The sequence below is a fragment of the Streptomyces sp. NPDC046197 genome (assembly GCF_040646295.1).
GTDB lineage: Bacteria > Actinomycetota > Actinomycetes > Streptomycetales > Streptomycetaceae > Streptomyces.
Genome location: NZ_JBEYZY010000049.1, coordinates 16,013 through 40,253, shown reverse-complemented (window position 1 = coordinate 40,253; position 24,241 = coordinate 16,013). Strand labels below are relative to the sequence as shown.

The window sequence follows — 24,241 nt, the reverse complement described above, 5'->3', positions numbered from 1 at the left end:
CCGCATCACGGATTACACGATGTCAGTGAGCCGCCCGGCAATGGTCCGGAACCGAGGAGGACAGATGACGACCGCGACGGAGCTCTTCCGCAGGGCGCGGGACTTCCTGCTGGCGCACCGCGAGGACTACGCCACGGCCTACGCGGGCTTCGACTGGCCGCGCCCCGAGCACTTCAACTGGGCGCTGGACTGGTTCGACGTCGTCGCGGACGGGAACGACCGCACCGCCCTGCACATCGTCGACGAGGACGGCACCGAGACCCGGCTGTCCTTCGCCGAGACGGCCGACCGCTCCAACCGTGTCGCGAACTGGCTGCGCGACCGCGGTGTGGGCGCCGAGGACCGCATCCTCGTCATGCTCGGCAACCAGGCGGAGCTGTGGGAGACGGCCCTGGCGGCGATGAAGCTGCGCGCCGTCGTCATCCCCGCCACACCGCTGCTCGGCCCCGCCGACCTGCGCGACCGGGTCGAGCGCGGCCGGGTCAGGCATGTCATCGTGCGGGCCGAGGACACCGCCAAGTTCGAGGATGTGCCCGGCACCTACAGCCGTATCTCCGTCGGTGCCCTGCCGGTGCCGGGCTGGGAGCCGTACGAGGACGCGTACGCCGCCCCGGCCGATTTCGTCCCGGACGGCCCCACCCTTGCCGACGACCCGCTGATGCTGTACTTCACCTCCGGTACCACCGCCCGCCCCAAGCTGGTGGAGCACACCCACACCTCCTATCCCATCGGGCACCTGGCCACCATGTACTGGATCGGACTCGAACCCGGGGACGTGCACCTGAACATCTCCTCGCCCGGCTGGGCCAAGCACGCCTGGTCGAACCTGTTCGCCCCGTGGAACGCGGAGGCGACCGTCTTCATCCACAACTACACGCGATTCGACCCGGCCCGGCTGATGGCCGAGATGGACCGCGCGGGCGTCACCACCTTCTGTGCCCCGCCGACCGTGTGGCGCATGCTCATCCAGGCCGACCTGACCCAGCTGCGCACCCCGCCCCGGGAGGTCGTCGCCGCCGGTGAGCCGCTGAACCCGGAGGTCATCGAACAGGTGCGCAGGGCCTGGGGGGTGACCATCCGCGACGGTTTCGGGCAGACCGAGACCGCCGTCCAGGTCTCCAACAGCCCCGGCCAGCGGCTGAAGACCGGCTCGATGGGGCGGCCGAGTCCCGGCTACCGGGTCGAGCTGCTCGACCCGGTGACGGGAGCCCCCGGCGCCGCCGAGGGCGAGATCGCGCTCGACCTGTCGGTCCGGCCGGTCGGTCTGATGACCGGCTACCACGGCGACGCGGACCGCACCGCGGAGGCGATGGCGGGCGGCTACTACCGGACGGGAGACGTCGCCTCGAGGGACGAAGAGGGATATCTGACCTACATCGGGCGAAGTGACGACGTCTTCAAGGCCTCCGACTACAAGATCAGCCCCTTCGAGCTGGAGAGCGCCCTGCTGGAGCACGAGGCGGTGGCCGAGGCGGCCGTGGTGCCCGCGCCGGACGAGCTGCGCCTGGCCGTGCCCAAGGCGTACGTCGTGCTGGCGGAGGGCTGGCAGCCCGGCCCCGACACCGCGAAGGTGCTCTTCGAGCACTCCCGTGAGGTCCTCGCCCCCTACAAGCGCATCCGCCGTCTGGAGTTCGGCGAGCTGCCGAAGACCGTCTCCGGCAAGATCCGCCGGATCGAGCTGCGCGAGGCCACGGCCGCGGGCTCCGGCGACGAGTACCGCGAGGAGGACTTCCGGTGAGCGAACCGTCCTACAGTCACGGAACCAGCGCGACCCCTCTGCTGGGCGACACCATCGGGGCCAACCTCGACCGCGCGATCGCCGCCTTCCCGGACCGTGAGGCGCTGGTCGACGTGCCCTCCGGACGCCGCTGGACGTACGCCCAACTGGGGTCCGCGGTCGACGAGGTGGCGCGCGGGCTGCTCGCCCGGGGCGTGGCCAAGGGCGACCGGGTGGGGATCTGGGCGGTCAACTGCCCCGAGTGGGTCCTCGTGCAGTACGCCACCGCCCGCGTCGGTGCCGTCATGGTGAACATCAACCCGGCCTACCGCGCCCACGAGTTGGAGTACGTTCTCAAGCAGTCCGGCGTCTGCCTCCTCGTCGCCTCCCTCACGCACAAGAGCAGCGACTACCGGGCCCTGGTCGACCAGGTCCGCGGCAGGTGCCCCGAGTTGCGGGCCACCGTCTACATCGGGGACCCGTCCTGGGACGAGCTGACGGCGGGCGCGGCCGAGGTGCCGGCCGAGCGGCTGCGGGCCGCGCAGGCGGAGCTGAGTTGCGACGACGCGGTCAACATCCAGTACACCTCGGGGACGACGGGCTTCCCGAAGGGCGCCACGCTCTCCCACCACAACATCCTCAACAACGGCTACTGGGTGGGCCGTACGGTCGGCTACACCGAGCAGGACCGCATCTGCATCCCCGTCCCGTACTACCACTGCTTCGGCATGGTCATGGGCAACCTCGCCGCGACCTCGCACGGCGCCTGCATGGTGATCCCGGCGCCCTCCTTCGAGCCGAGGGCCACACTGGAGGCCGTGCAGCAGGAGCGCTGCACGTCGCTGTACGGCGTGCCGACGATGTTCATCGCGGAGCTGAACCTGCCCGACTTCGGGGCCTACGACCTGTCCACCCTCCGTACCGGCATCATGGCGGGCTCGCCCTGTCCGGTGGAGGTGATGAAGCGGGTGGTCGCCGAGATGCACATGGAGGAGGTCTCCATCTGCTACGGCATGACCGAGACGTCGCCGGTCTCCCTGCAGACGCGGCGGGACGACGACCTCGAACACCGCACCGGCACGGTCGGCCGCGCCCTGCCGCACATCGAGGTCAAGGTCGTCGACCCGGCGACCGGTGTGACACAGCCGCGTGGCGCGGCGGGCGAGCTGTGCACCCGCGGCTACAGCGTGATGCTCGGCTACTGGAACGAGCCCGAGAAGACCGCCGAGGCCGTCGACGCGGGGCGCTGGATGCACACCGGGGACCTCGCGGTGATGCGCGAGGACGGGTACGTCGAGATCGTCGGCCGCATCAAGGACATGATCATCCGGGGTGGCGAGAACATCTATCCGCGCGAGGTCGAGGAGTTCCTCTACGCCCACCCGAAGATCCGGGACGTCCAGGTCGTCGGCGTGCCGCACCAGAAGTACGGCGAGGAGGTCGTCGCCTGCGTCATCCCACGGGACGCGGACGACCCGCTGACCCTTCAGGAGCTGCGGGCCTTCTGCGAGGGCCAGTTGGCGCACTACAAGATCCCGACCCGGCTGCAGATCCTGGACTCCTTCCCGATGACCGTGTCCGGGAAGGTGCGGAAGGTGGAGCTGCGGGAGAAGTACGCGGCGGACTGAGCATCGGCGGCGCCGATGCGCCGGTGCGGGGTCTGTGGAAGGTGCGATTCATGAGCCGGCCGAGGCGACTCCTCGACCGGCGCGTTCCTCTCCTCCGTGCGACTGCGCAGCGCACAGCGGTCGTTGCGCGCCGGTGACGCAGGCGGTCTTCGCGCCGCGTGCGCGGCTTGTGCGCTCCGCTGTTCGGGGGATTCGGGCGTCGTGGCCCTGGCGTGGCGGAACCGGTCGGGCGCGTACTGATGATACCGACCGGGGCCGCCCATCTCCCAGTCGGGGAACGGCGATTCGTGCTGCTCAGCACGCGTCATCGCCGGTCGCGGCCCCCGTCACAGGGGCGCGCGAGGCGGCTTCCACCACCCGTACACCCCTGGGAGGGCAGATTCATGGCTGCCACCGTAACCTTAGTCTCCACCTCGCCGAATGCATCGGCCTTCGGTCAGCCGGTGACGCTGACCGCGACCGTCGTCCCGCTCGGGCCGGGAACCCCGACGGGTACGGTCACCTTCACCGTAAGCGGCGGGCCGACCGTGACGGTGCCCCTCGTGGGCGGCACCGCCACAGCGACGGTCAACAACCTGTCCGTCGGGAACCACACGGTCACCGCCACCTACAGCGGTGACACCAACTTCACCTCGTCGACGGGTTCCACGGTCCAGGCGGTCGTCAAGGCGTCCACCACGACGACCGTGACCTCCTCGCCGGATCCGTCGGCCTTCGGTCAGACGGTGACGATCACGGCGACGGTGGCGCCGGTGGCTCCGGGTGCGGGGACGCCGACGGGTACGGTCACCTTCACCATCTCCGGGGGGCCGACGCTGACGGCGCCGCTGGTGGGGGGAACGGCGACGGTCACCACCAACACGTTGAGCGTCGGCACCCACTCGATCACCGCGGTCTACAGCGGAGATGCCAACTTCCTGGCGTCGACGGGGCTCGACACCCAGACGGTACAGGGCAAGGGCGCCACCTCCACGACGGTGACCTCCTCGCCGGATCCGTCGGTGGTGGGTCAGTCGGTGAGCTTCACCGCGACGGTGGCCCCGGTGGCTCCGGCGACCGGCACGCCCACGGGCACGGTCACGTTCAACTTCGGGGACGGTTCGCCGTCGGTGACGGTCCCGCTGGCCGGCGGCACCGCGACGGCCAACCACACCTACACCACCACAACCGGCAGCCCCTTCACGGTCACCGCGACCTACAGCGGGGACACCAACTTCGTCGGCTCCTCGGGCACGGACACCCAGACCGTCAACCGCGCGGCCACGACCACGTCGGTGTCGTCCTCGCCGGATCCGTCGGTGGTGGGTCAGTCGGTGACGTTCACGGCGACGGTGGCGCCGGTGGCTCCGGGGGCCGGGACTTCGGCGGGCACGGTCACCTTCAACTTCGGGGACGGGTCGCCGTCGGTGACGGTGCCGGTGTCCGGTGGTACCGCGACGGCCACCCACGCCTATGCCACCACGACCGGCAGCCCGTTCACGGTGACGGCCACCTACAACGGGAACGCCAACTTCACCGGCTCCTCGGGCACGGACACCCAGACGGTGAACCAGGCCTCGACGACCACGACGGTGTCGTCCTCGCCGGATCCGTCGGTGGTGGGTCAGTCGGTGACGTTCACGGCGACGGTGGCGCCGGTGGCTCCGGGTGCGGGGACGCCGACGGGGACGGTCACCGTCAACTTCGGTGACGGCAGCCCGGTCCAGACGGTAACCCTGGTGGGCGGCACGGCTACGGTGACGCACGCCTATGCGTCCACGGCCGGAAGCCCGTACCCGGTGACCGCCACCTACACCGGAAGCGCCAACTTCGCCGGGTCCTCGGGCACGGACACCCAGACCGTCAACCGCGCGGCCACGACCACGACCGTGACCTCCTCGCCGAACCCGTCGGTGGTGGGCCAGCAGGTGACCATCACCGCGACGGTGGCGCCGGTGGCTCCCGGCGCGGGCACGCCCACGGGGACGGTCACCGTCAGCTTCGGTGACGGCAGTCCGTCCCAGGTGGTGAACCTGGTGGGCGGCACGGCGACGGTCAACCACACCTACACCTCCACGACCGGCAGCCCCTACACCGTCACCGTCACCTATGGCGGGAGCAGCAACTTCAACTCCTCCGTCGGCACCGACATCCATACGGTGAACCAGGCGTCGACCAGCACGACGGTGTCGTCCTCGCCGGATCCGTCGGTGGTGGGTCAGTCGGTGACGTTCACGGCGACGGTGGCCCCGGTGGCTCCGGGGGCCGGATCTCCGACGGGCACGGTCACCTTCAACTTCGGGGACGGGTCGCCGTCGGTGACGGTGCCGCTGTCCGGTGGTACCGCGACGGCCAACCACGCCTATGCCTCCACGACCGGCAGCCCGTTCACGGTGACGGCCACCTACAACGGGAACGCCAACTTCACCGGCTCCTCGGGCACGGACACCCAGACGGTGAACCAGGCCTCGACGACCACGACGGTGTCGTCCTCGCCGGATCCGTCGGTGGTGGGTCAGTCGGTGACGTTCACGGCGACGGTGGCGCCGGTGGCTCCGGGTGCGGGGACGCCGACGGGGACGGTCACCGTCAACTTCGGTGACGGCAGCCCGGTCCAGACGGTAACCCTGGTGGGCGGCACGGCTACGGTGACGCACGCCTATGCGTCCACGGCCGGAAGCCCGTACCCGGTGACCGCCACCTACACCGGAAGCGCCAACTTCGCCGGGTCCTCGGGCACGGACACCCAGACCGTCAACCCGGCGGCCACGACCACGACGGTGACCTCTTCGCCGGATCCGTCGGTGGTGGGTCAGTCGGTGACGTTCACGGCGACGGTGGCGCCGGTGGCGCCGGGTGCCGGCACGCCCACGGGGAACGTCACCGTCAGCTTCGGTGACGGCAGTCCGTCCCAGGTGGTAACCCTGGCGGGCGGCACGGCGACAGTCACCCACACCTACACGTCAACGACCGGCAGCCCGTTCACCGTGACCGCCGCCTACGGCGGGGACGGCAACTTCACCGCCTCCACCGGCTCCGACACGCAGACGGTGAACCAGGCGTCGACCACTACGACGGTGTCGTCCTCGCCGGATCCGTCGGTGGTGGGTCAGTCGGTGACGTTCACGGCGACGGTGGCGCCGGTGGCTCCGGGTGCGGGCACGCCGACCGGGACGGTCACGTTCAACTTCGGGGACGGTTCGCCGTCGGTGACGGCACCGCTGGCCGGCGGTACCGCGACGGTCAACCACACCTACACCACCACAACCGGCAGCCCGTTCACCGTGACGGCCACCTACGGCGGGGACGGCAATTTCAGTGGTTCGACGGGCTCCGACACGCAGACGGTGACTCAGGCGGCTACGACCACGACGGTGTCGTCTTCGCCGGATCCGTCGGTGGTGGGTCAGTCGGTGACGTTCACGGCGACGGTGGCGCCGGTGGCTCCGGGGGCGGGCACGCCGACGGGCACGGTCACCTTCAACTTCGGTGACGGATCACCGGCCCAGAGCGGCACTCTGGTGGGTGGTACGGCGACGGTCACCCACTCCTACGCCTCCACGGCCGGCAGCCCCTTCACGGTGACGGCCACCTACAGTGGCGACGCCAACTTCCAGGTCTCCACCGGCTCCGACACGCAAACCGTGACTCAGGCGGCGACCACTACGACGGTGACGTCCTCGCCGAATCCCTCGGTGGCGGGCGAGCAGGTGACGATCACGGCGACGGTTGCGCCGGTGGCTCCGGGCGCGGGGACGCCGACGGGCCTGGTCACCTTCACCATCGTCGGGGGGCCGACGCTGACGGCTCCGCTGGTGGGCGGAACGGCGACGGTCAACACGAGCACGCTGAGCGTCGGCTCACACCCGATCACCGCGGTCTATGGCGGGGATGCCAACTACTCGCCGTCGTCAGGGACGCACACGCAGACGGTGAATCAGGCCTCGACGACCACGACGGTGTCGTCTTCGCCGGATCCGTCGGTGGTGGGTCAGTCGGTGACGTTCACCGCGACAGTGGCGCCGGTGGCTCCGGGTGCGGGGACGCCGTCGGGGACGGTCACGTTCGACTTCGGCGATGGCAGCCCGCTCCTCGGGGTGACCCTGGCGGGCGGTACGGCGACGGTCAACCACACCTACACCTCCACCGCGGGCAGCCCGTACACCGTGACCGCCGCCTACGGCGGGAACAGCAGCTTCACCGCCTCCACCGGCTCCGACACGCAGACGGTGAACCAGGCGTCGACCAGTACGTCGGTGTCGTCCTCGCCGGATCCGTCGGTGGTGGGTCAGTCGGTGACGTTCACGGCCACCGTCGCTGCCGTCGCTCCGGGTGCGGGTACGCCGTCGGGGTCGGTCACGTTCGTCTTCGGTGACGGCAGCCCGGTCCAGACGGTGACCCTGGCCGGCGGTACGGCGACGGTCAACCACACCTACACCAGCACCGCCGGCAGCCCCTACACCGTCACTGCCTCCTATGGTGGGGATGGGAACTTCGGTGGTTCGACGGGCTCTGACACGCAGACGGTGACTCTGGCGTCGACCAGTACGTCGGTGTCGTCCTCGCCGGATCCGTCGGTGGTGGGGCAGCCGGTGACGTTCACGGCGACGGTTGCCCCTGTGGCTCCGGGGGCGGGCACGCCGACGGGCACGGTCACCTTCAACTTCGGTGACGGATCACCGGCCCAGAGCGGCACTCTGGTGGGTGGCACGGCGACGGTCACCCACTCCTACGCGTCCACGGCCGGTAGCCCGTTCACCGTCACCGCCACCTATGGTGGGGACGGGAACTTCGGTGGTTCGACGGGTTCCGACACGCAGACGGTGAACCAGGCGTCGACCAGCACGGCGGTCACGTCCTCCCCGGATCCGTCGGTGGTCGGGCAGCAGGTGACCTTCACGGACACCGTCGCTGCCGTCGCTCCGGGTGCGGGGACGCCCTCGGGGTCGGTCACCTTCAACTTCGGCGACGGCTCGCCGACTCAGAGCGGCACTCTGGTCGGTGGCACGGCGACGGTCACCCACACCTACACCAGCACCGCCGGCAGCCCCTACACCGTCACCGCCACCTACGGTGGCGACAGCAACTTCAGTGGTTCGACCGGCACCGACACGCAGACGGTGAACCAGGCGGCGACCAGTACGACGGTCACGTCCTCCCCGGACCCGTCAGTGGTCGGACAGCCGGTGACGTTCACGGCGACGGTTGCCCCGGTGGCTCCTGGGGCCGGGTCCCCGTCCGGGACGGTCACCTTCAACTTCGGGGACGGTTCGCCGTCGGTGGCTGCCCCGGTGGCCGGCGGTACGGCGACGGCGACCCACTCGTACGCGTCCACGACCGGTAGCCCGTTCACGGTGACGGCCTCCTACGGTGGGGACGGCAACTTCAGTGGTTCGACCGGCTCCGACACGCAGACGGTGAATCAGGCGTCGACCAGTACGTCGGTGTCGTCCTCGCCGGATCCGTCGGTGGTGGGTCAGTCGGTGACGTTCACGGCCACCGTCGCTGCCGTCGCTCCGGGTGCGGGTACGCCGTCGGGGTCGGTCACGTTCGTCTTCGGTGACGGCAGCCCGGTCCAGACGGTGACCCTGGCCGGCGGTACGGCGACGGCGACCCACTCGTACGCGTCCACAACCGGTAGCCCGTTCACCGTCACCGCCACCTATGGTGGGGATGGGAACTTCGGTGGTTCGACGGGCTCTGACACGCAGACGGTGACTCTGGCGTCGACCAGTACGTCGGTGTCGTCCTCGCCGGATCCGTCGGTGGTGGGGCAGCCGGTGACGTTCACGGCGACGGTTGCCCCTGTGGCTCCGGGGGCGGGCACGCCGACGGGCACGGTCACCTTCAACTTCGGTGACGGATCACCGGCCCAGAGCGGCACTCTGGTGGGTGGTACGGCGACGGTCACCCACTCCTACGCGTCCACGGCCGGTAGCCCCTTCACCGTCACCGCCACCTATGGTGGGGACGGGAACTTCAGTGGTTCGGCGGGTTCCGACACGCAGACGGTGAACCAGGCGTCGACCAGCACGGCGGTCACGTCCTCCCCGGATCCGTCGGTGGTCGGGCAGCAGGTGACCTTCACGGCCACCGTCGCTGCCGTCGCTCCGGGTGCGGGGACGCCCTCGGGGTCGGTCACCTTCAACTTCGGTGACGGCTCGCCGACTCAGAGCGGCACTCTGGTGGGTGGCACGGCGACGGTCACCCACACCTACACCAGCACCGCCGGCAGCCCCTACACCGTCACCGCCACCTACGGTGGCGACAGCAACTTCAGTGGTTCGACCGGCACCGACACGCAGACGGTGAACCAGGCATCGACGACCACGGCTCTGACGGATGTGCCGGATCCGTCGGTGGTGGGTCAGTCGGTGACGTTCACGGCGACGGTTGCCCCGGTGGCTCCGGGGGCCGGGTCCCCGTCCGGGTCGGTCACCTTCAACTTCGGTGACGGCTCGCCGACTCAGAGCGGCACCCTGGTGGGTGGTACGGCGACGGTCAGCCACACCTACACCAGCACCGCCGGCAGCCCCTACACCGTCACCGCCACCTACGGTGGCGACAGCAACTTCAGTGGTTCGGCCGGCAGCGGTACGCACACCGTCAGTCCCGCGGCGACGACCACGGCTCTGACGGATGTGCCGGATCCGTCGGTGGTGGGTCAGCCGGTGACGTTCACGGCGACGGTTGCCCCTGTGGCTCCGGGGGCGGGGACGCCGTCGGGGTCGGTCACGTTCGACTTCGGTGACGGGAACGTCTCGGCTCCGGTGGCCTTGTCCGGTGGTGTCGCCACCACCACGCACGCCTACGCGACGACCTCGGGGTCTCCGTTCACCGTCACCGCTACCTACGGTGGCGACGGCGACTTCACCACGTCCGTGGGTACGGGCACCCACACCGTCAACCCGGCGGAGACCACCACCAGCCTCTTCGACGACCTGCCCGACCCCTCCGTAGTGGGTCAGCCGGTGACCTTCACCGCCCACGTCACACCGGTGGCTCCGGGTGCGGGGACTCCTACGGGGTCGGTGGTCTTCGACTTCGGTGACGGGAACGTCTCGGCTCCGGTGGCCTTGTCCGGTGGCGTCGCCACCACCACGCACGCCTACGCGACGACCTCGGGGTCTCCGTTCACCGTCACTGTCACGTACAGCGGTGACGGCAACTACACCGCGTCCGAGGGTGCGGGCGGCCACACCGTCAACGCGGCGCCGACGACCTTGGCTCTGACGGATGTACCGGATCCGTCGGCCGAGGGCGAGCAGGTGACGGTGACCGCGACGGTGACCGCGAACGCCCCGGGTTCGGGGACGCCGACCGGAACGGTCACGTTCGACTTCGGTGACGGGTCACCGATCGACACCCAGACCCTCGCCGGAGGAACCGTGACGACCACCCACACCTACACGGACGCGACAGGGAGCCCGTACACCATCACCGCGAACTACGGCGGGAGCACCGACTTCGTCGGGGCCACCGCGACGGACTCGCACGTGGTGGTAACCGGCGCCTAGCAGCCCAGCCACCCCAGCCGCCCCGATCCTGGGCGGGGAGCGACGCTCGACCGGGAAGACCGGTCGAGCGTCGACTCGTAGGACCGGGTGAGGCTTTCAGGCCCTCGTGGCGTGCAGTCCGTCGGCGGGGCCGTTGACCGGCCGTGGAACGCCCGTGAGGTCGAGGAGGAAGAGGGGAATGCCGAGGGCGTCCGCGCATGCGCGGGCGTCGTCCGCGTACCCGGCGCGGGAGAAGTAGAGGCAGTCCACCGTCTCCGTCATGGCGGTCAGCCACAGACACTCCACGTCCCGCAGCGACGCCGGGCGCACCGCCGGATCCACCTGGGCGAGCAGCCCCCGCGCGGCAAGCCCCACCCCCGACGGCGGCCGCCGGTCGGCACGGCGTATCCCCTCGTAACCGAGTCGCCGCAGGTACAGCACAGCGGCGGTGACGGCATCACGTGCGGTGTGCATCACGGCGGCCTCGGGCTCGGGGTCGGGGCGCGCGGTGGGAGCGTCGGCGTCCCCCTCCGCCCCCGCCACCGGTATGCGCAGCAGCGTCCCGCACGGGCAGCCCAGCTCCGGGCGCGGCCACTGGGCGGGACGCCCGCAGGAGCCGCAGCGGACGGTGATCCAGTCCTCGTCCCAGACGCGGTGGACGACGACGGCGGGTGCGGACCGGGGGTCCGGCTCCGGAGCGACCCGGGCGCCGCACACGCAGGGATAGGCCGGCACGGTGCAGACGTGCTCGCGCCGGCAGGCCGGGCAGCGCACCGGCACTCTCTCCGGCATGGCCCACTCCATGGCCCCATCCATGGCCCACTCCAAGGCGTCGCAGGCGGACAGCCGTCCCATCGTGCTCCGTCGGACCCCCGCCTGTCCGCCGCTTCGGCCACTGGCGCGATCCTCCTTGCCTTCCCTTGACGGCCTCCGCCCTCCCACCTAGATTGCTTCCAGATAGTAGAAAAATATTTCCGTTATACGAAATTACACGGAAGAGCTCACCGCGGGGCGCGACGGGAGTGCGAATCCGACAGCCGAAGACAGCCGAAGCAGGAGTACTCGATGGCTCGTATGACCGCTGCCCGCGCGGCAGTTGAGATCCTCAAACGCGAGGGCGTCACGGACGCGTTCGGCGTGCCGGGCGCGGCGATCAATCCGTTCTACGCGGCACTCAAGGCCTCCGGCGGCATCACCCACACCCTCGCCCGCCATGTGGAGGGCGCCTCGCACATGGCCGAGGGCTACACCCGTACCCACCCGGGCAACATCGGTGTCTGCATCGGCACCTCCGGTCCGGCGGGAACCGACATGATCACGGGCCTGTACTCGGCCACCGGGGACTCCATCCCGATCCTGTGCATCACGGGCCAGGCCCCGACCGCCGTGATCCACAAGGAGGACTTCCAGGCCGTCGACATCGCCTCCATCGCCAAGCCGGTGACCAAGATGGCGGTCACCGTCCTGGAGGCCGCGCAGGTGCCCGGGGTCTTCCAGCAGGCCTTCCACCTGATGCGCTCCGGCCGCCCCGGCCCGGTCCTGATCGACCTGCCGATCGACGTCCAGCTCACCGAGATCGAGTTCGACCCGGAGACGTACGCGCCGCTGCCGGTGTACAAGCCGGCCGCCACCCGCGCGCAGATCGAGAAGGCCCTCTCGCTGCTGAACGCCTCCGAGCGGCCGCTGATCGTCGCCGGCGGTGGAGTCGTCAACGCCGACGCCGCCGAACTCCTCGTCGAATTCGCCGAGTTGACCGGCACCCCGGTCGTGCCCACCCTGATGGGCTGGGGCGTCATCCCGGACGACCACGAGCTGAACGCCGGCATGGTGGGCCTGCAGACCTCGCACCGCTACGGCAACGCGACCTTCCTGGAGTCGGACTTCGTCCTCGGCATCGGCAACCGCTGGGCCAACCGCCACACCGGCAGGCTGGACGTCTACACGGCCGGGCGGACGTTCGTCCACGTGGACATCGAGCCCACCCAGCTCGGCAGGATCTTCCCCCCGGACTACGGCATCGCCTCCGACGCGAAGGCCGCCCTGGAGCTGTTCGTCGTCGTGGCGAAGGAGCTGAGGGCGGCCGGCCGGCTGCCCGACCGCTCCGGCTGGGCGGCCGCCGCCCAGGGGAAGAAGGCCCGCCTCCAGCGCCGTACGCACTTCGACGACGTCCCGATCAAGCCGCAGCGTGTCTACGAGGAGATGAACAAGGCCTTCGGCCCGCACACCCGGTACGTCTCCACGATCGGCCTTTCCCAGATCGCCGGCGCCCAGATGCTGCACGTGTTCAGGCCACGGCACTGGATCAACTGCGGGCAGGCGGGCCCCCTCGGCTGGACCGTCCCGGCCGCGCTGGGCGTGGCCAAGGCCGACCCGCAGGCACAGGTCGTCGCCCTGTCCGGCGACTACGACTTCCAGTTCATGATCGAGGAGCTGGCGGTCGGCGCCCAGCACAGGATCCCGTACGTGCACGTCCTCGTGAACAACTCCTACCTGGGGCTGATCCGCCAGGCGCAGCGGGCGTTCGACATCGACTTCCAGGTCAAGCTGGAGTTCGAGAACATCAACTCGCCCGAGCTGGGCGTCTACGGCGTCGACCACGTCAAGGTCGCCGAGGGCCTCGGCTGCAAGGCGATCCGGGTGACCGACCCCGACGAACTCGGCGCCGCCTTCGAGAAGGCCGGGAAACTCGCCGCCGAGCACCGGGTCCCGGTCGTCGTGGAGGCGATCCTGGAGCGGGTCACCAACATCTCGATGTCGACGACCAACGACATCGCCGACGTCGTCGAGTTCGAGGAACTCGCCACCGAGCCCGGCCACGCGCCGACCGCGATCAGGACGCTGAAGGTCTGACGCTCCGGCGTCGGAGACAGGGCGGCTCACCCGAGGGGTGGGCCGCCCTTCGTTCCGGGGTGCGTCCCGGTTGTTCCGGTGTGCGTCCCGGGGTGCGCCGCGCACCGGTTGTGCTGCCGCCGGTACCTGCTCCTGGCCGTCCCCGCGTGCGCGGCTCAGACGTCGTAGGGCTCCGACAGGCCCGGCCACTCGTCCGGGCCGCCGCCCTGCCACTCGATCAGATCGCTCTCCTCGACCTCGATCCGGTCCAGGTCGGCCATCCGCAGGATCTCGACCACGTCGTCCAGATGGGACGCGAGCCCGAGGGTCACGTCTCCCTCGGTTACCCGCCGGGAGCCGTCCAGGGCCGGCGCGTGCACCACGATGTGCGGGTACTGCGTGAGGTTGTCCATGCCTTCAGACTCCTGCGGGCGGGACGGATCCGCACCCCGGAGTCGCCGTGGCGGCCGGGGCCGGAACGGCGGGCGACCGCGGACGCCGGAGAGCGCCGGATGCGGGATCCGTCCGCATCCGGCGCTCCGGGCCGGTGGGGCATATGGTTGTGGCCGTCCGACGGCGCGAGGCTGGGCGCGCCAGGACGTTCGCGTCGCCGGACGGAGTGTGCGGCCTCGTGCGTCGAGGCGTGGGGCTGGGGCCGCGGCGGCCGCGACGGAGCCGGGACGGCCCTCCCTCCGGTCGGGAGGACGGCCCCGGGACCTTCACCACCGCACTGGCTCGCACGCCGCCGTGGTCCTCGCCCTGCCCGCGCGAGCGCCGGGCGACCACCCCTCGTCCGGGTCGCTCGACGCCTCGTGCGGGCCGCGCGTACGGAGTCATGACCTCCCGTCAGACTCCGTGCGCGGTCAGGGGGTTCAGTCCTCGCGCAGTACGCGGACCGCCTCCTCCACGCGTCGGCCGTAGTCCGGGTCGGCGGCCTGGAAGTGCGCGAGGTTCTCCTCGATCACGTCGTCGCGGGAGACCTGGGACAGGCCGCCGGCGATGTTGGCGACGAGCCGGGACTTCTCCTCCTCGGACATCAGGCGGTACAGCTCGCCCGCCTGGAAGAAGTCGTCGTCCTTGGTGTGCTGCGGGGCCTCGTGCGTGCCGGTGTGCCCGTTGACCGCCAGCGGCGCCGACAGCGGGCGGCCGGTCTCGACCGGGCCGTCGTAGGAGTTCGGCTCGTAGTTCTTGGCGTGGCGGCCCTGGGCGTTGGCGGCCATGAAGCCGTCGCGGCCGTAGTTGTGCGCACCGCCCGGCACCGCCCTGGGCGCGTTCACCGCGAGCAGGGTGTGGTTGACGCCCAGGCGGTAGCGGTGGGCGTCGGCGTAGGCGAACAGGCGCCCCTGGAGCATCCTGTCCGGCGAGGGGCCGATGCCCGGTACGAAGTTGTTGGGGGAGAAGGCGGCCTGCTCCACCTCGGCGAAGACGTTGTCCGGGTTGCGGTCGAGGACCAGCCGGCCCACGCGCCGCAGGGGGTGGTCCCGGTGCGGCCACACCTTGGTGAGGTCGAAGGGGTTGAAGCGGTAGTCCGCCGCCTCGGCCGCCGGCATGATCTGGACGTAGAGGGTCCAGGACGGGTGCACCCCGCGCTCGATCGCCTGGAGCAGGTCCGTCTGGTGGGAGTCGGGGTCCTTGCCCGCGGTCTCCTGGCTCTGCTCGGTGGACAGGCAGCGGATGCCCTGGTTCGTCTTGAAGTGGTACTTGACGAAGAAGGCCTCGCCCTCGGCGTTCGTCCACTGGTAGGTGTGCGAGCCGTACCCGTTCATGTGGCGGTACGACGCCGGGATGCCGCGGTCGCCCATCAGCCAGGTGACCTGGTGGGTGGCCTCGGGGGAGTGGGCCCAGAAGTCCCAGACGTTGTCCGGCTCCTGCTTGCCGGTGAACGGGTCGCGCTTCTGCGAGTGGATGAAGTCCGGGAACTTGATGGGGTCCTTGACGAAGAAGACCGGGGTGTTGTTCCCGACCAGGTCGTAATTTCCTTCTTCCGTATAGAACTTGACCGCGAAACCGCGCGGGTCGCGCACCGCGTCCGCGCCGCCGAGCGAGTCCGCCACGGTGGAGAAGCGCGCGAACACCTCGGTGCGCTTGCCGACGGCGTCGAGGAAGCCGGCGTGGGTGTAGCCGGTGACGTCGTCGGTCACCTCGAAGTGGCCGTAGGCGCCGGAGCCGCGGGCGTGCACCACGCGCTCCGGAATGCGCTCGCGGTTGAAGCGCGCCAGCTTCTCCAGCAGGTGCTGGTCCTGGAGCAGGAGCGGGCCGCCGGCGCCTGCGGTGGCGGAGTTCTGGTTGTCGGCGACCGGGGCGCCGGACTCGGTGGTGAGCACGCGCTTCGACATCGTGGACCTTCCGTGCGAGGGGCAGCGGAAGGCTGTTTCCGCTTCGTGGAGCCTAGGTTTGCCGCGATCAGGGCGTCAACAGTTTGTTGAAGCAGGTTTCCGGGGGCGCCGCCGCCTTGGGCGCGACAGGACAGGTGTCGGCGGCGGCGCCACCCGGAGCTGTGGGGGTCCGGCTCAGACCTGTGCGCCGGACAGGCGCTCCACGGCCCGCAGCAGCGCCGAGTGGTCCAGGCTGCCGTCGCCCTGGGCCCGCAGGCTCGCGACCAACTGGGCGACCACGGCGCCGACGGGCAGGGCGGCGCCGACGGTGCGGGCGGCGTCGGTGACGATGCCCATGTCCTTGTGGTGCAGGTCGATGCGGAAGCCCGGCTTGAAGTCGCGGTCCAGGAAGTTGTCCTTCTTGCGCGTCAGCACGGTCGAGCCGGCCAGGCCGCCGTTGAGGACGTCCAGTGCCGCCTCCAGGTCCACGCCGGACTTCTCCAGGAAGACCACGGCCTCGGCGCACGCCTGGATGTTCACCGCGACGATCAGCTGGTTCGCGGCCTTCACGGTCTGGCCGGAGCCGTGCGGGCCGCACAGCGCGATGGTCCTGCCGAGGGCCTCGAAGACGGGCCTCGCCTCGTCGAAGTCGGCCTGGTCGCCGCCGACCATGATCGACAGCACTGCCTCGACGGCGCCGGCCTCACCGCCGGACACCGGGGCGTCGAGCACGCGGATGCCCCTGTCCCCGGCGGCCGCGGCCAGGTCGACGGACGTCTGCGGGGTGATCGAGGACATGTCGATCAGCAGGGCGCCGGGGCGCGCGTTCTCCAGGATGCCGTCCGGGCCGTACGCGATCGCCTCCACCTGCGGGGAGGCGGGCACCATCGTGATGATCACGTCCGCGTCGCGGACGGCTTTGCCGATCGATCCGGCCGCGGTGCCGCCGGCGGCGGCGAGCCGGTCCAGCTTCTCCTGTTCCAGGGTGTGGCCGGTGACGTCGTAGCCCGCCTTGATCAGGTTCTCGGACATGGGTGAGCCCATGATGCCGAGGCCGATCCAGGCGACCTTGGGCAGGGTGGTGGTCATGGGGGTGCCTCTCTGGGTGCTCTGGGACGTCTGTGGCGCGGCACTCAGCGGGCCGCGCGGGCCTCTGCGGGCAGCCAGGCGAACGACTCGGCGCTCGGCCGGTCCCCGGGCTTGTACTCCAGGCCGACCCAGCCGTCGTACCCGGCCTTCCTCAGCCGGTCGAGGAGGTCTTCCAGCGGGAGCGAGCCCGTGCCCGGGGCTCCCCGGCCGGGGTTGTCGGCGATCTGGACGTGGCCGGTCCTGGACGCGTACCGCTCGATCACCGAGGGCAGATCCTCGCCGTTCATCGACAGGTGGTAGAGGTCCATCAGGAACTTCGCATTGCCGAGCCCCGTGGCCGCGTTCACCCGGTCGGCGACACCGACCGCGGCGGGGGCGCTCACCAGCGGGTACAGCGGCGACTCCGGCTTGTTCAGGGCCTCGATCAGCAGGGTCGCGCCGATCCGGTCGGCCGCCCGCGCCGCGAGGACGAGGTTCTCCAGCGCGAGCGCGTCCTGCTCGGCCGGGTCCACGCCCCCGACGCGGTTGCCGTACAGCGCGTTCAGAGCCGTGCAGCCGAGGGACTCGGCGAAGGCTGCGGCCACGTCGATGTTGGCGCGGAACCTCTCCGACTCCTCGCCGGGGATCGACAGGGCGCCGCGGTCGGGTCCCGGGAGCTGTCCGGCGTAGAAGTTCACCCCGGTCAGCCGTACGCCCGCCTCTTCGATGGCCCGCTTCAGGGCGTCCCGCTCGGACCGCTCGGGGGTGGGGGAGTCGACCCAGGGCCACCACAGCTCGACCGCGGTGAAGCCGGCCGCGGCTGCGGCCGCGGGGCGCTCCAGGAACGGGAGTTCCGTGAAGAGGATCGACAGGTTGACGTTGAAGCGCTGGTCTGCGAATCCCATCGGGGGTGGCGCTCCCTTCCTGTCGGCGGAGCCGCATTAATTTCCGTAATGCGGAAGTGTGTTTCTGTTTAACGGAAGGCTGCCCGTGGGCGGGGACGACTGTCAAGAGCGGCCACGAAAAAGTGCCCCCGCGCGACCTGCGCAGGGGCACTTCCCGGTCGTCGGGCCAAGGAGGCGTCAAAGGGCGTCCAGTGCACTCACCTTCCACCCCGACGAGGTGCGGGTCAGCGTCATCCGCACCCGGTTCAGATCCAGGCGGGAGCCCGACACCTGGGTGCTCCGCGTGACCTGGTTGACGAACAGCAGGACGACGGCCCTGTCCGGCGCGGCCGACACGACCGAGGCGGCCTCAGCGCCGCCGCCCGTCGGCCGCGCCACCGTCGCCTGCACCACCCCGTGGTACTTCCGCGCCGTCGGCCCGACCACCGTCTTCGTCGTCCTGAGGTACTCGTCGCGGAAGGCACCGGTCAGGTGGGCGCGGGCCCGCGCGAAGTCCCGGTCCAGATGCCGGTAGTCGTACGACAGCACGACCGGCGCCGCCTGCTGCGCGGCCGCGAGCGCCTGCCCCCGGGCCTGCTGTGCCTGCCGCCCCAGCCAGTACTGCCGGCCGAGCACGGCCGCCACGACCAGAGCCGCCACGAGCAGCGCACACCACACCACCGTGACCGGCTTCCGCCCGAGCCGCCGTACGGAGACGCCCGCCTCCGGCTCCTCCTGCGCGGGCCGGGACGACGGCTCCGGCGGGTCCTCCCAGCCGTCCGCCGGGGCCTCGACCAGCACGGTGGCCCCGGAGCGCCGCTCCCCGGCGCGCGACGGTGACGGCTCGCCGGGGGCATCCGGCCGCCCGGTGCGCTTGGCCGCCGCACGGGCGGCCGCCGACAGGGTGCGGCGGCCGGGGGAGCCGGCACCGCGGAGTCGGGTGGTCGGGTTCGCCACGGTCATTCTCCTCACTGGTGGTGCTGGTGGTACACGACGGCGCGGGTCAGCCCACGAACTCGACGTCGGAGGTCAGCCAGCGGCCGCCCTGGCGTACCAGGTCGAGCTGGAGCCGGTAGGTGCGCGCCTGCCCCTCGGGCACGGCGGTGTTGGTCACCTTGCTGTCGGCGACGACCAGTACCCGGGCGGTGCGCTCGTCGGACCGCACGATGCCCGCCTCGAGGACCTGCCCCTCGGACACCGACCTGTTCTGGGCGACGAGTTTCGTCAACTGCGCCGTCTGCGCGGCGAACTCCTTCTTGAAGTCACCGGTGGCCCCCTTCAGCACGTTCGCGCTGTCCCGGCCGTAGTGCCGGTAGTCGAGCGAGGTGAAGTTCAGCGCCGACTGGCGGGCCGCGGCCAGGACGTCCTGCCGACGGTGTTCGGCCGCGCGCTGGCCGGACAGGTGCAGGCCCAGCCAGCCCGCCGACCCGGTGGTCAGGACCGTCGCGGCGACGAGGCCCGCGGTCAGCACCCCCCGGCGGCCGAGCACACCCTTTGCCTTCACGGTCACGGCCTTCAGGCCATCGGCCCCACGAGCAGCCATTGCCAGGACTCCTTTCCGAACGTCGTCCGTTCTCCGCCCGTGGAGCCGATCGCGACGGGCGTGCCGTCCGGGCCGGTGGTGGTGCCGGTCTCCGGGTCGTACGGGGTGACGTACGCGGTCCGGTTCGCGCCGCCCGCACCGGACCGCGCGCCCGGTGCGTTCTGCGCGCCGCGCACCGAGATCCGGCCGCCGCGCGGCGCCGTGCAGCGGGCCTCGGTGTTCGCCGGACGGCTGCTGGTGTCGGACGGGTCGCGCCACCGTGTCCCGTAGCCCTGGGTGCACCCGGGCGGGTCGTCGGCGTTCACCACCAGGCCGAAGTGGGTGGTGCCGTCGCCGGGTATCACCGTGTAGCTGCCCGCGACCACCACCGGAAAGGTGACCAGGGCCTGCTCCACGCCCGGCAGCCGCGCCAGGGTGACCTGGCCGCCGCTGATGAGGTTGGCCAGCAGGACCGGCAGCTGCGGGCGGGTGGACCTCAGCAGCGAGTCGATCTGCTCGGCGGCGGGCGCCGCGTTGCCGATCAGCCGGCGCAGGTCCCCGTCGCTCGACTTCAACTGTGCGGTGAGCGCCGCCAGGTCACGGGAGAACGACCTGATGGCCGAGCCCTGGTCGGCCTGCGTCTTGAGCACCCTGCGCGAGTCCTCGATCAGCGACACCGTCTGCGGGAGGGAGCCGGACGCCGACTCCACGAGCGCGTTGCCGGAGTCCACCAGGCGGCTCAGCCGCGGCCCGGTGCCGGCGAACGCCTTGCCCAACTCGTCCACGGTGGTGCGCAGATCGTCCTTGCCGACGGATTCGACCAGGCGGTCCAGACTGAGCACGAGGTCCGTGACCGGCAGCGGGGTCCGGGTGCGGCTGCGCGGGACCGTGCTGCCGTCCCTCAGGTACGGGCCGCCGGAGTGCCGCGGCTGGAGGTCGACGTACTGCTCGCCCACCGCCGAACGGTCGGCCACCACCGCCAGTGTGTCGGCCGGGATCCGCGGTGCGCCGTCCTCGATGCGCAGCGGCACCGACACCCCCGACCCGGTCAGCCGCAGCTCGCCCACCCGGCCCACCGGCACTCCGCGGTAGGTGACCTCGGCGCCGGGGAAGACACCCCCGGAGTCCGCGAAGTCGGCCCGGACCGTGTAGCCGCGGTGGAGGACGGCGTCCGCCAGGCCCGTGTACCGCGCGCCCACATAGGACACCCCGAGGGCGGTGACGGTGGCGAAGGCGACCAACTGGGCCTTGACCATACGTGTCATCACGGCTGTATCCCCTTCAGCAGGAGCTCGGCGAGGGCCAGGTCGATCCCCGGCGGAAGGCGGTGCCCGGTGCGCCAGGTTCCGTAGCTCGCTGTGCACACCGGCGGGCACAGCACCTCACCGCCGCCCGGGGACACCGAGGGCCGGGGCGAGGCCGTCGGCGCCTTCGGCAGGCCCGGCGCGCTCGGCAGCCCCGTGGGCACCGGTGCGCCCGGCAGGTCCGGCGGCTTCGGCAACGGCGGAAGCGTCGGCGCCGGGACCGGCCCGCTCCCGTGACCGCCGTTGTTGTCGCCGGGCTTGCCGGTGACGTTGCCGTAGATGCCCGCCAGGTCGAGATCGGCGGTGATCCTGAGGTTGACGTAGTCGCCCTTGACGGCGTCCGCCGCGTTCCGCGGGAACGGGTAGGTGGTCAGCAGCTCCAGCGCGTTGGGCAGGTCGTCCCCCGCCTTGTCGAGCTGCTGCAGGATCGGCCGCAGCCGTTCGAGGTCGGCGACCGTGTCGTCGTGCGAGGCGTTGACCACCCTGGTGCCTGTTTTGCCGAGCTCGGACAGGGCGGTGAGCATCCTCGTCAGGTCGCGGCGCTGGTCGGCCAGGACCTTCAGGGCGGGCGGGATCGCGTCCACGGCCTGGGCGATGGTCTTCTTCTCCTTGCCCAGCCGCTTGGCCAGCCGGTCGACGCCCTTGAGCGCGCGGACGATCTCCCCGCGCTGCTCGTCCAGGCTCCCGAGGAACGTGTCGAGCTGCCCGAGCAGGGATCTGACCCGGTCCTCACGGCCGCCCAGCGCCTTGTTCAGCTCCACGGTGATCGTCTTGAGCTGGGCCACCCCGCCGCCGTTGAGCAGCGCGGACAGGGCGGACAGCACCTCCTCGATCTCCGGGTTGCGGCCGCTGCGGGACAGCGGGATCACGGCGCCGTCGCGCAGCCGTCCGACGGACGGGGTGCCGGACGGCTCCGACAGCGCCACGTACTTCTCGCCGAGCACGCTGCTCTGCCTGAGGTCGGCGACCGCGTTGGCGGGCAGCTTGACCGAGTCGGCCACGCGCAGCCGCACGCGCGCGTGCCAGCCGTCCAGTTCCACTTTCTCGACCGCCCCCACCGTGACGTCGTCGACCTTGACCGCCGACTGCGGCACCAGATCGAGGACGTCCCTGAAGTCGACCGTGACGTGGTAGGCGTGGCCGTCCGCCGCCGCGCCGCCGGGCAGCGGGACGTCGTACCAGCCGTTGAACTCGCAGCCGGACAGCAGCAGCGAACCGGCCGCCGTCCACGCGGCCACCCGAGCCCCGCGCACCGTACTCATGCCCGGCCCCCCAGGATTCCGCCGAGCGTGCGGTCGACCGTGCCCGTGCCGGTGGCCGCCGGGGCGGCCGGGAGGTCGGGCAGCGAGTCGAACAGCTTCCGCAGCTGTGCGCAGCTGGGGTTCCCGCCGCCCTCGTCGCCGGTCGTCTTCAGCAGGGAGCACAGCAGGGACGCCGGGTCCTGCGGACTCTGCGCGTTGTTGCGGGTGTCGAGGGTGCCGGCGGAGGCGTTGTAGGCGTTCTCCAGGTTCGACACACCCGTGGGCGCGACCGTCAACAGCTCCTCCAGTGCGGCCCGTTGGGTGACCAGGACCTTGGTGACCTTGCTGAGGCCCTTGACGTCCGAGGCCAGTGACGTCCTGTTGTTCTTCACGAAGTCGGACACGTCGCCCAGAGCCGTCCCCAGGTGCTGCAGTGCCGTCGCGAGGTCCGCCCGCTCCCCGGAGAGCTGCTTGGCCACCTCGGCGAGGTCGGCGTTGAACGACCGCACGCTCGCGTCGTCGGCCGCCAGGGCGGCCGTGAACACCTGAAGGTTGCGTACGGTGCCGAACAGGTCGCCCCGCCCGCCGGACAGCGTGTCCACCGCCTGCGAGAGGTCCGCCACCGTCTGGTTGAGCCGTGTTCCCTGGCCCTTGAGGTTGTCCGCGCTCACCCCGAGCAGCCGGGAAAGGGAGCCGTCCTTGTTCGCGCCCTTCGGGCCCAGCGCGTCGGCGGTGGTGTGCAGGCTGTCGTAGATCCGGTCCAGCTCGACGGGCACGGCCGTGCGCGACTCGGGGATCACGGCACCGTCCCGCAGCACCGGGCCCTTGCGGTACACCGGCAGCAGTTGCACGTAACGGTCGCTGACCACCGAGGAGTTGATGATCGCGGCCTGTGCGTCCGCGGGCACCCTGCGCCCCTTGTCGTACGACAGCTCCACCCGCACCCGGCCGCCCTCCGGCGTGATCCTCTCCACCTCGCCGATGCGGACGCCGAGGACGCGGACGTCGGAGCCTGGGTAGATGCCGACGGTACGCGGGAAGTACGCCGTGACGCGGACGGTGTCGTGGTGCGGCCACAGCCGCACGGCGAGCGCGATGGCGACCGCGAGCGCGGTCAGCAGCGCCAGGGCGCGGGACAGACGGCTCCTCGGGATACGGCGGGCGGTCATCGCGAGCCTCCCGTCCGCGGCACGACGGGCGCGGCGAGAAGGTTCTGGACGTAGGAGTCGAACCAGCGGCCGTTGCCGAGGGTGTTGGTGAAGACCCGGACGTAGGGGGCGAGCAGCTTGACGCTGCGGTCCAGGCTCGCCTGGTTGCGTTCCAGCATGGTGACGAACGTGTTGAGGTTCTTCAGGGCGGGCCCGATCTCCTTGCGGTTGTCGTCGACCAGGCCGGACAGCTCGATGCCCAGCAGGGCGGAGCTGGTGAGCAGTTGGTGGATGGCCGCGCGCCGCAGGCTGATCTCCTTGAACAGCGCGCTGCCGTCCTTCACGAGCGCGGAGAAGTCCATGGAGTGCTCGGCCAGCACCTTGGTGACTCCGTTCGCGTGGTCGAGGAGCCCGTGCAGCGCCTTGTCGCGCGAGGCGATCGTCATCGAGATCCTCGACAGTCCCCTGATGGAGGCCCGTACCTCCGTGGGGGAGTCCTGGAAGGTGGTGGAGATGGTGTTCAGCGCCTGCGCGAGCCGCTGGGTGTCGACCTTCTCCGTCGTGGTCGTCAGGTCGCTGAACGCCTGCACCACGTCGTACGCCGACACCGTCCGGGCGCGCGGAATCTCGCTGCCCGGCTTCAACTGGCCGGGGCCCTTCGGGTACAGCGCGAGGTACTTGGCGCCGAGGATCGTCCTGACCCGGATCGACGCACCGGTCTCGGTGCCGAACGCGGGCCCGTCCTCGACCTTGAAGGTCACCCTGACGTGGTCGCCGTCCAGGTCGACGCCCTTGACCTTGCCGACCTTGACACCGGCGATCCGCACCTCGTCGCCCGGCTTGAGCCCGCCCGCCTCCGAGAAGGCCGCACTGTACGTCGGTCCGCCGCCGATCAGCGGCAGGCTGTCGGCGTTGAACGCGGCAACCGTCAGCAGTGCCAGGACGGTGAGGCCGATCGCGCCGACGACGACGGGGTTGCGCTCGCGGAACGGCTTCAGCCGTGGCCGGCGCAGCCGGACACGCGGCAGCCTGGGCGGCAGGACGCGCACCTTCACCAAGGGCTCGGGACGGCGGCTCCCGCTGCGGCGGGGCAGCAGGCGCGGTTTCGGC

15 protein-coding genes are annotated in these 24,241 nt (G+C 71.0%); 4 read left to right on the top strand and 11 right to left on the bottom strand.

Going from position 1 to position 24,241, the window contains the following annotated elements; genetic code table 11:
* The first annotated feature begins 64 nt into the window (after positions 1–64).
* The 3 genes from AB0A61_RS37240 (at position 65) to AB0A61_RS37230 (ending at position 10,841) form a co-directional block, all read left to right on the top strand.
* The gene (locus AB0A61_RS37240) at positions 65–1,738 is read left to right on the top strand and encodes an AMP-binding protein (RefSeq protein WP_361302843.1); all 1,674 of its coding nucleotides are present in this window, start codon (positions 65–67) and stop codon (positions 1,736–1,738) included.
* Complete coding sequence (locus AB0A61_RS37235) at positions 1,735–3,345, top strand: AMP-binding protein (protein ID WP_361302840.1); 1,611 nt, start codon at positions 1,735–1,737, stop codon at positions 3,343–3,345. Before AB0A61_RS37240 ends, AB0A61_RS37235 begins: the two co-directional genes overlap by 4 nt.
* Before the next feature lie 383 nt (positions 3,346–3,728).
* Complete coding sequence (locus AB0A61_RS37230) at positions 3,729–10,841, top strand: Ig-like domain repeat protein (protein ID WP_361302837.1); 7,113 nt, start codon at positions 3,729–3,731, stop codon at positions 10,839–10,841.
* Between the two features lie 96 nt (positions 10,842–10,937).
* On the opposite strand, the gene AB0A61_RS37225 is transcribed toward AB0A61_RS37230, so the two are convergent.
* The gene (locus tag AB0A61_RS37225; protein WP_361302834.1) at positions 10,938–11,612 is read right to left on the bottom strand and encodes a hypothetical protein; all 675 of its coding nucleotides are present in this window, start codon (positions 11,610–11,612) and stop codon (positions 10,938–10,940) included.
* A gap of 273 nt (positions 11,613–11,885) precedes the next feature.
* On the opposite strand from AB0A61_RS37225, the gene gcl reads away from it, so the two are divergent.
* Positions 11,886–13,670, top strand: coding sequence for a glyoxylate carboligase (gene gcl / locus AB0A61_RS37220; RefSeq protein ID WP_361302831.1), 1,785 nt, complete (start codon positions 11,886–11,888; stop codon positions 13,668–13,670).
* Between the two features lie 155 nt (positions 13,671–13,825).
* Here the strand turns inward: gcl and AB0A61_RS37215 are convergent, their stop codons facing one another.
* The 10 genes from AB0A61_RS37215 to AB0A61_RS37170 all read right to left on the bottom strand — a co-directional run bounded on the left by AB0A61_RS37215 (position 13,826) and on the right by AB0A61_RS37170 (position 24,129).
* The gene (locus AB0A61_RS37215; RefSeq protein WP_361302828.1) at positions 13,826–14,062 is read right to left on the bottom strand and encodes a hypothetical protein; all 237 of its coding nucleotides are present in this window, start codon (positions 14,060–14,062) and stop codon (positions 13,826–13,828) included.
* A gap of 459 nt (positions 14,063–14,521) precedes the next feature.
* Positions 14,522–15,985, bottom strand: coding sequence for a catalase (locus AB0A61_RS37210; protein ID WP_361302825.1), 1,464 nt, complete (start codon positions 15,983–15,985; stop codon positions 14,522–14,524).
* A gap of 174 nt (positions 15,986–16,159) precedes the next feature.
* Positions 16,160–17,053 (bottom strand): 2-hydroxy-3-oxopropionate reductase, encoded by an 894-nt coding sequence (locus AB0A61_RS37205; RefSeq protein WP_361302822.1) that lies wholly within the window; start codon positions 17,051–17,053, stop codon positions 16,160–16,162.
* A 44-nt stretch (positions 17,054–17,097) separates the two neighbouring features.
* Positions 17,098–17,937 carry a TIM barrel protein gene (locus tag AB0A61_RS37200; protein ID WP_361302819.1) on the bottom strand — a complete coding sequence of 280 codons (840 nt, stop codon included), beginning with the start codon at positions 17,935–17,937 and terminating at the stop codon, positions 17,098–17,100.
* A 177-nt stretch (positions 17,938–18,114) separates the two neighbouring features.
* On the bottom strand, positions 18,115–18,873 hold the full coding sequence (locus AB0A61_RS37195) for a hypothetical protein (protein WP_361302816.1): 759 nt from the start codon (positions 18,871–18,873) through the stop codon (positions 18,115–18,117).
* A gap of 46 nt (positions 18,874–18,919) precedes the next feature.
* Complete coding sequence (locus AB0A61_RS37190) at positions 18,920–19,459, bottom strand: hypothetical protein (RefSeq protein ID WP_361302813.1); 540 nt, start codon at positions 19,457–19,459, stop codon at positions 18,920–18,922.
* The gene (locus AB0A61_RS37185) at positions 19,432–20,706 is read right to left on the bottom strand and encodes an MlaD family protein (protein ID WP_361302811.1); all 1,275 of its coding nucleotides are present in this window, start codon (positions 20,704–20,706) and stop codon (positions 19,432–19,434) included. The genes AB0A61_RS37190 and AB0A61_RS37185 overlap by 28 nt, the downstream gene beginning before the upstream one ends.
* Positions 20,703–22,004 (bottom strand): MCE family protein, encoded by a 1,302-nt coding sequence (locus AB0A61_RS37180; protein WP_361302808.1) that lies wholly within the window; start codon positions 22,002–22,004, stop codon positions 20,703–20,705. Before AB0A61_RS37180 ends, AB0A61_RS37185 begins: the two co-directional genes overlap by 4 nt.
* Positions 22,001–23,152 (bottom strand): MCE family protein, encoded by a 1,152-nt coding sequence (locus AB0A61_RS37175; protein ID WP_361302805.1) that lies wholly within the window; start codon positions 23,150–23,152, stop codon positions 22,001–22,003. The genes AB0A61_RS37180 and AB0A61_RS37175 overlap by 4 nt, the downstream gene beginning before the upstream one ends.
* Positions 23,149–24,129, bottom strand: a complete 981-nt coding sequence (locus AB0A61_RS37170; RefSeq protein ID WP_361302864.1) for an MCE family protein — start codon at positions 24,127–24,129, stop codon at positions 23,149–23,151. Before AB0A61_RS37170 ends, AB0A61_RS37175 begins: the two co-directional genes overlap by 4 nt.
* Between the last annotated feature and the right edge of the window lie 112 nt (positions 24,130–24,241).

Coding starts and splice junctions, on each gene's coding strand:
- AB0A61_RS37200 (WP_361302819.1), bottom strand. CDS start 17,937: ATGGGATTCGCAGACCAGCGCTTCAACGTCAACCTGTCGATCCTCTTC.
- AB0A61_RS37175 (WP_361302805.1), bottom strand. CDS start 23,152: ATGACCGCCCGCCGTATCCCGAGGAGCCGTCTGTCCCGCGCCCTGGCG.
- AB0A61_RS37190 (WP_361302813.1), bottom strand. CDS start 19,459: ATGGCTGCTCGTGGGGCCGATGGCCTGAAGGCCGTGACCGTGAAGGCA.
- AB0A61_RS37225 (WP_361302834.1), bottom strand. CDS start 11,612: ATGCCGGAGAGAGTGCCGGTGCGCTGCCCGGCCTGCCGGCGCGAGCAC.
- AB0A61_RS37240 (WP_361302843.1), top strand. CDS start 65: ATGACGACCGCGACGGAGCTCTTCCGCAGGGCGCGGGACTTCCTGCTG.
- AB0A61_RS37230 (WP_361302837.1), top strand. CDS start 3,729: ATGGCTGCCACCGTAACCTTAGTCTCCACCTCGCCGAATGCATCGGCC.
- AB0A61_RS37180 (WP_361302808.1), bottom strand. CDS start 22,004: ATGAGTACGGTGCGCGGGGCTCGGGTGGCCGCGTGGACGGCGGCCGGT.
- AB0A61_RS37215 (WP_361302828.1), bottom strand. CDS start 14,062: ATGGACAACCTCACGCAGTACCCGCACATCGTGGTGCACGCGCCGGCC.
- gcl (WP_361302831.1), top strand. CDS start 11,886: ATGGCTCGTATGACCGCTGCCCGCGCGGCAGTTGAGATCCTCAAACGC.
- AB0A61_RS37210 (WP_361302825.1), bottom strand. CDS start 15,985: ATGTCGAAGCGCGTGCTCACCACCGAGTCCGGCGCCCCGGTCGCCGAC.
- AB0A61_RS37205 (WP_361302822.1), bottom strand. CDS start 17,053: ATGACCACCACCCTGCCCAAGGTCGCCTGGATCGGCCTCGGCATCATG.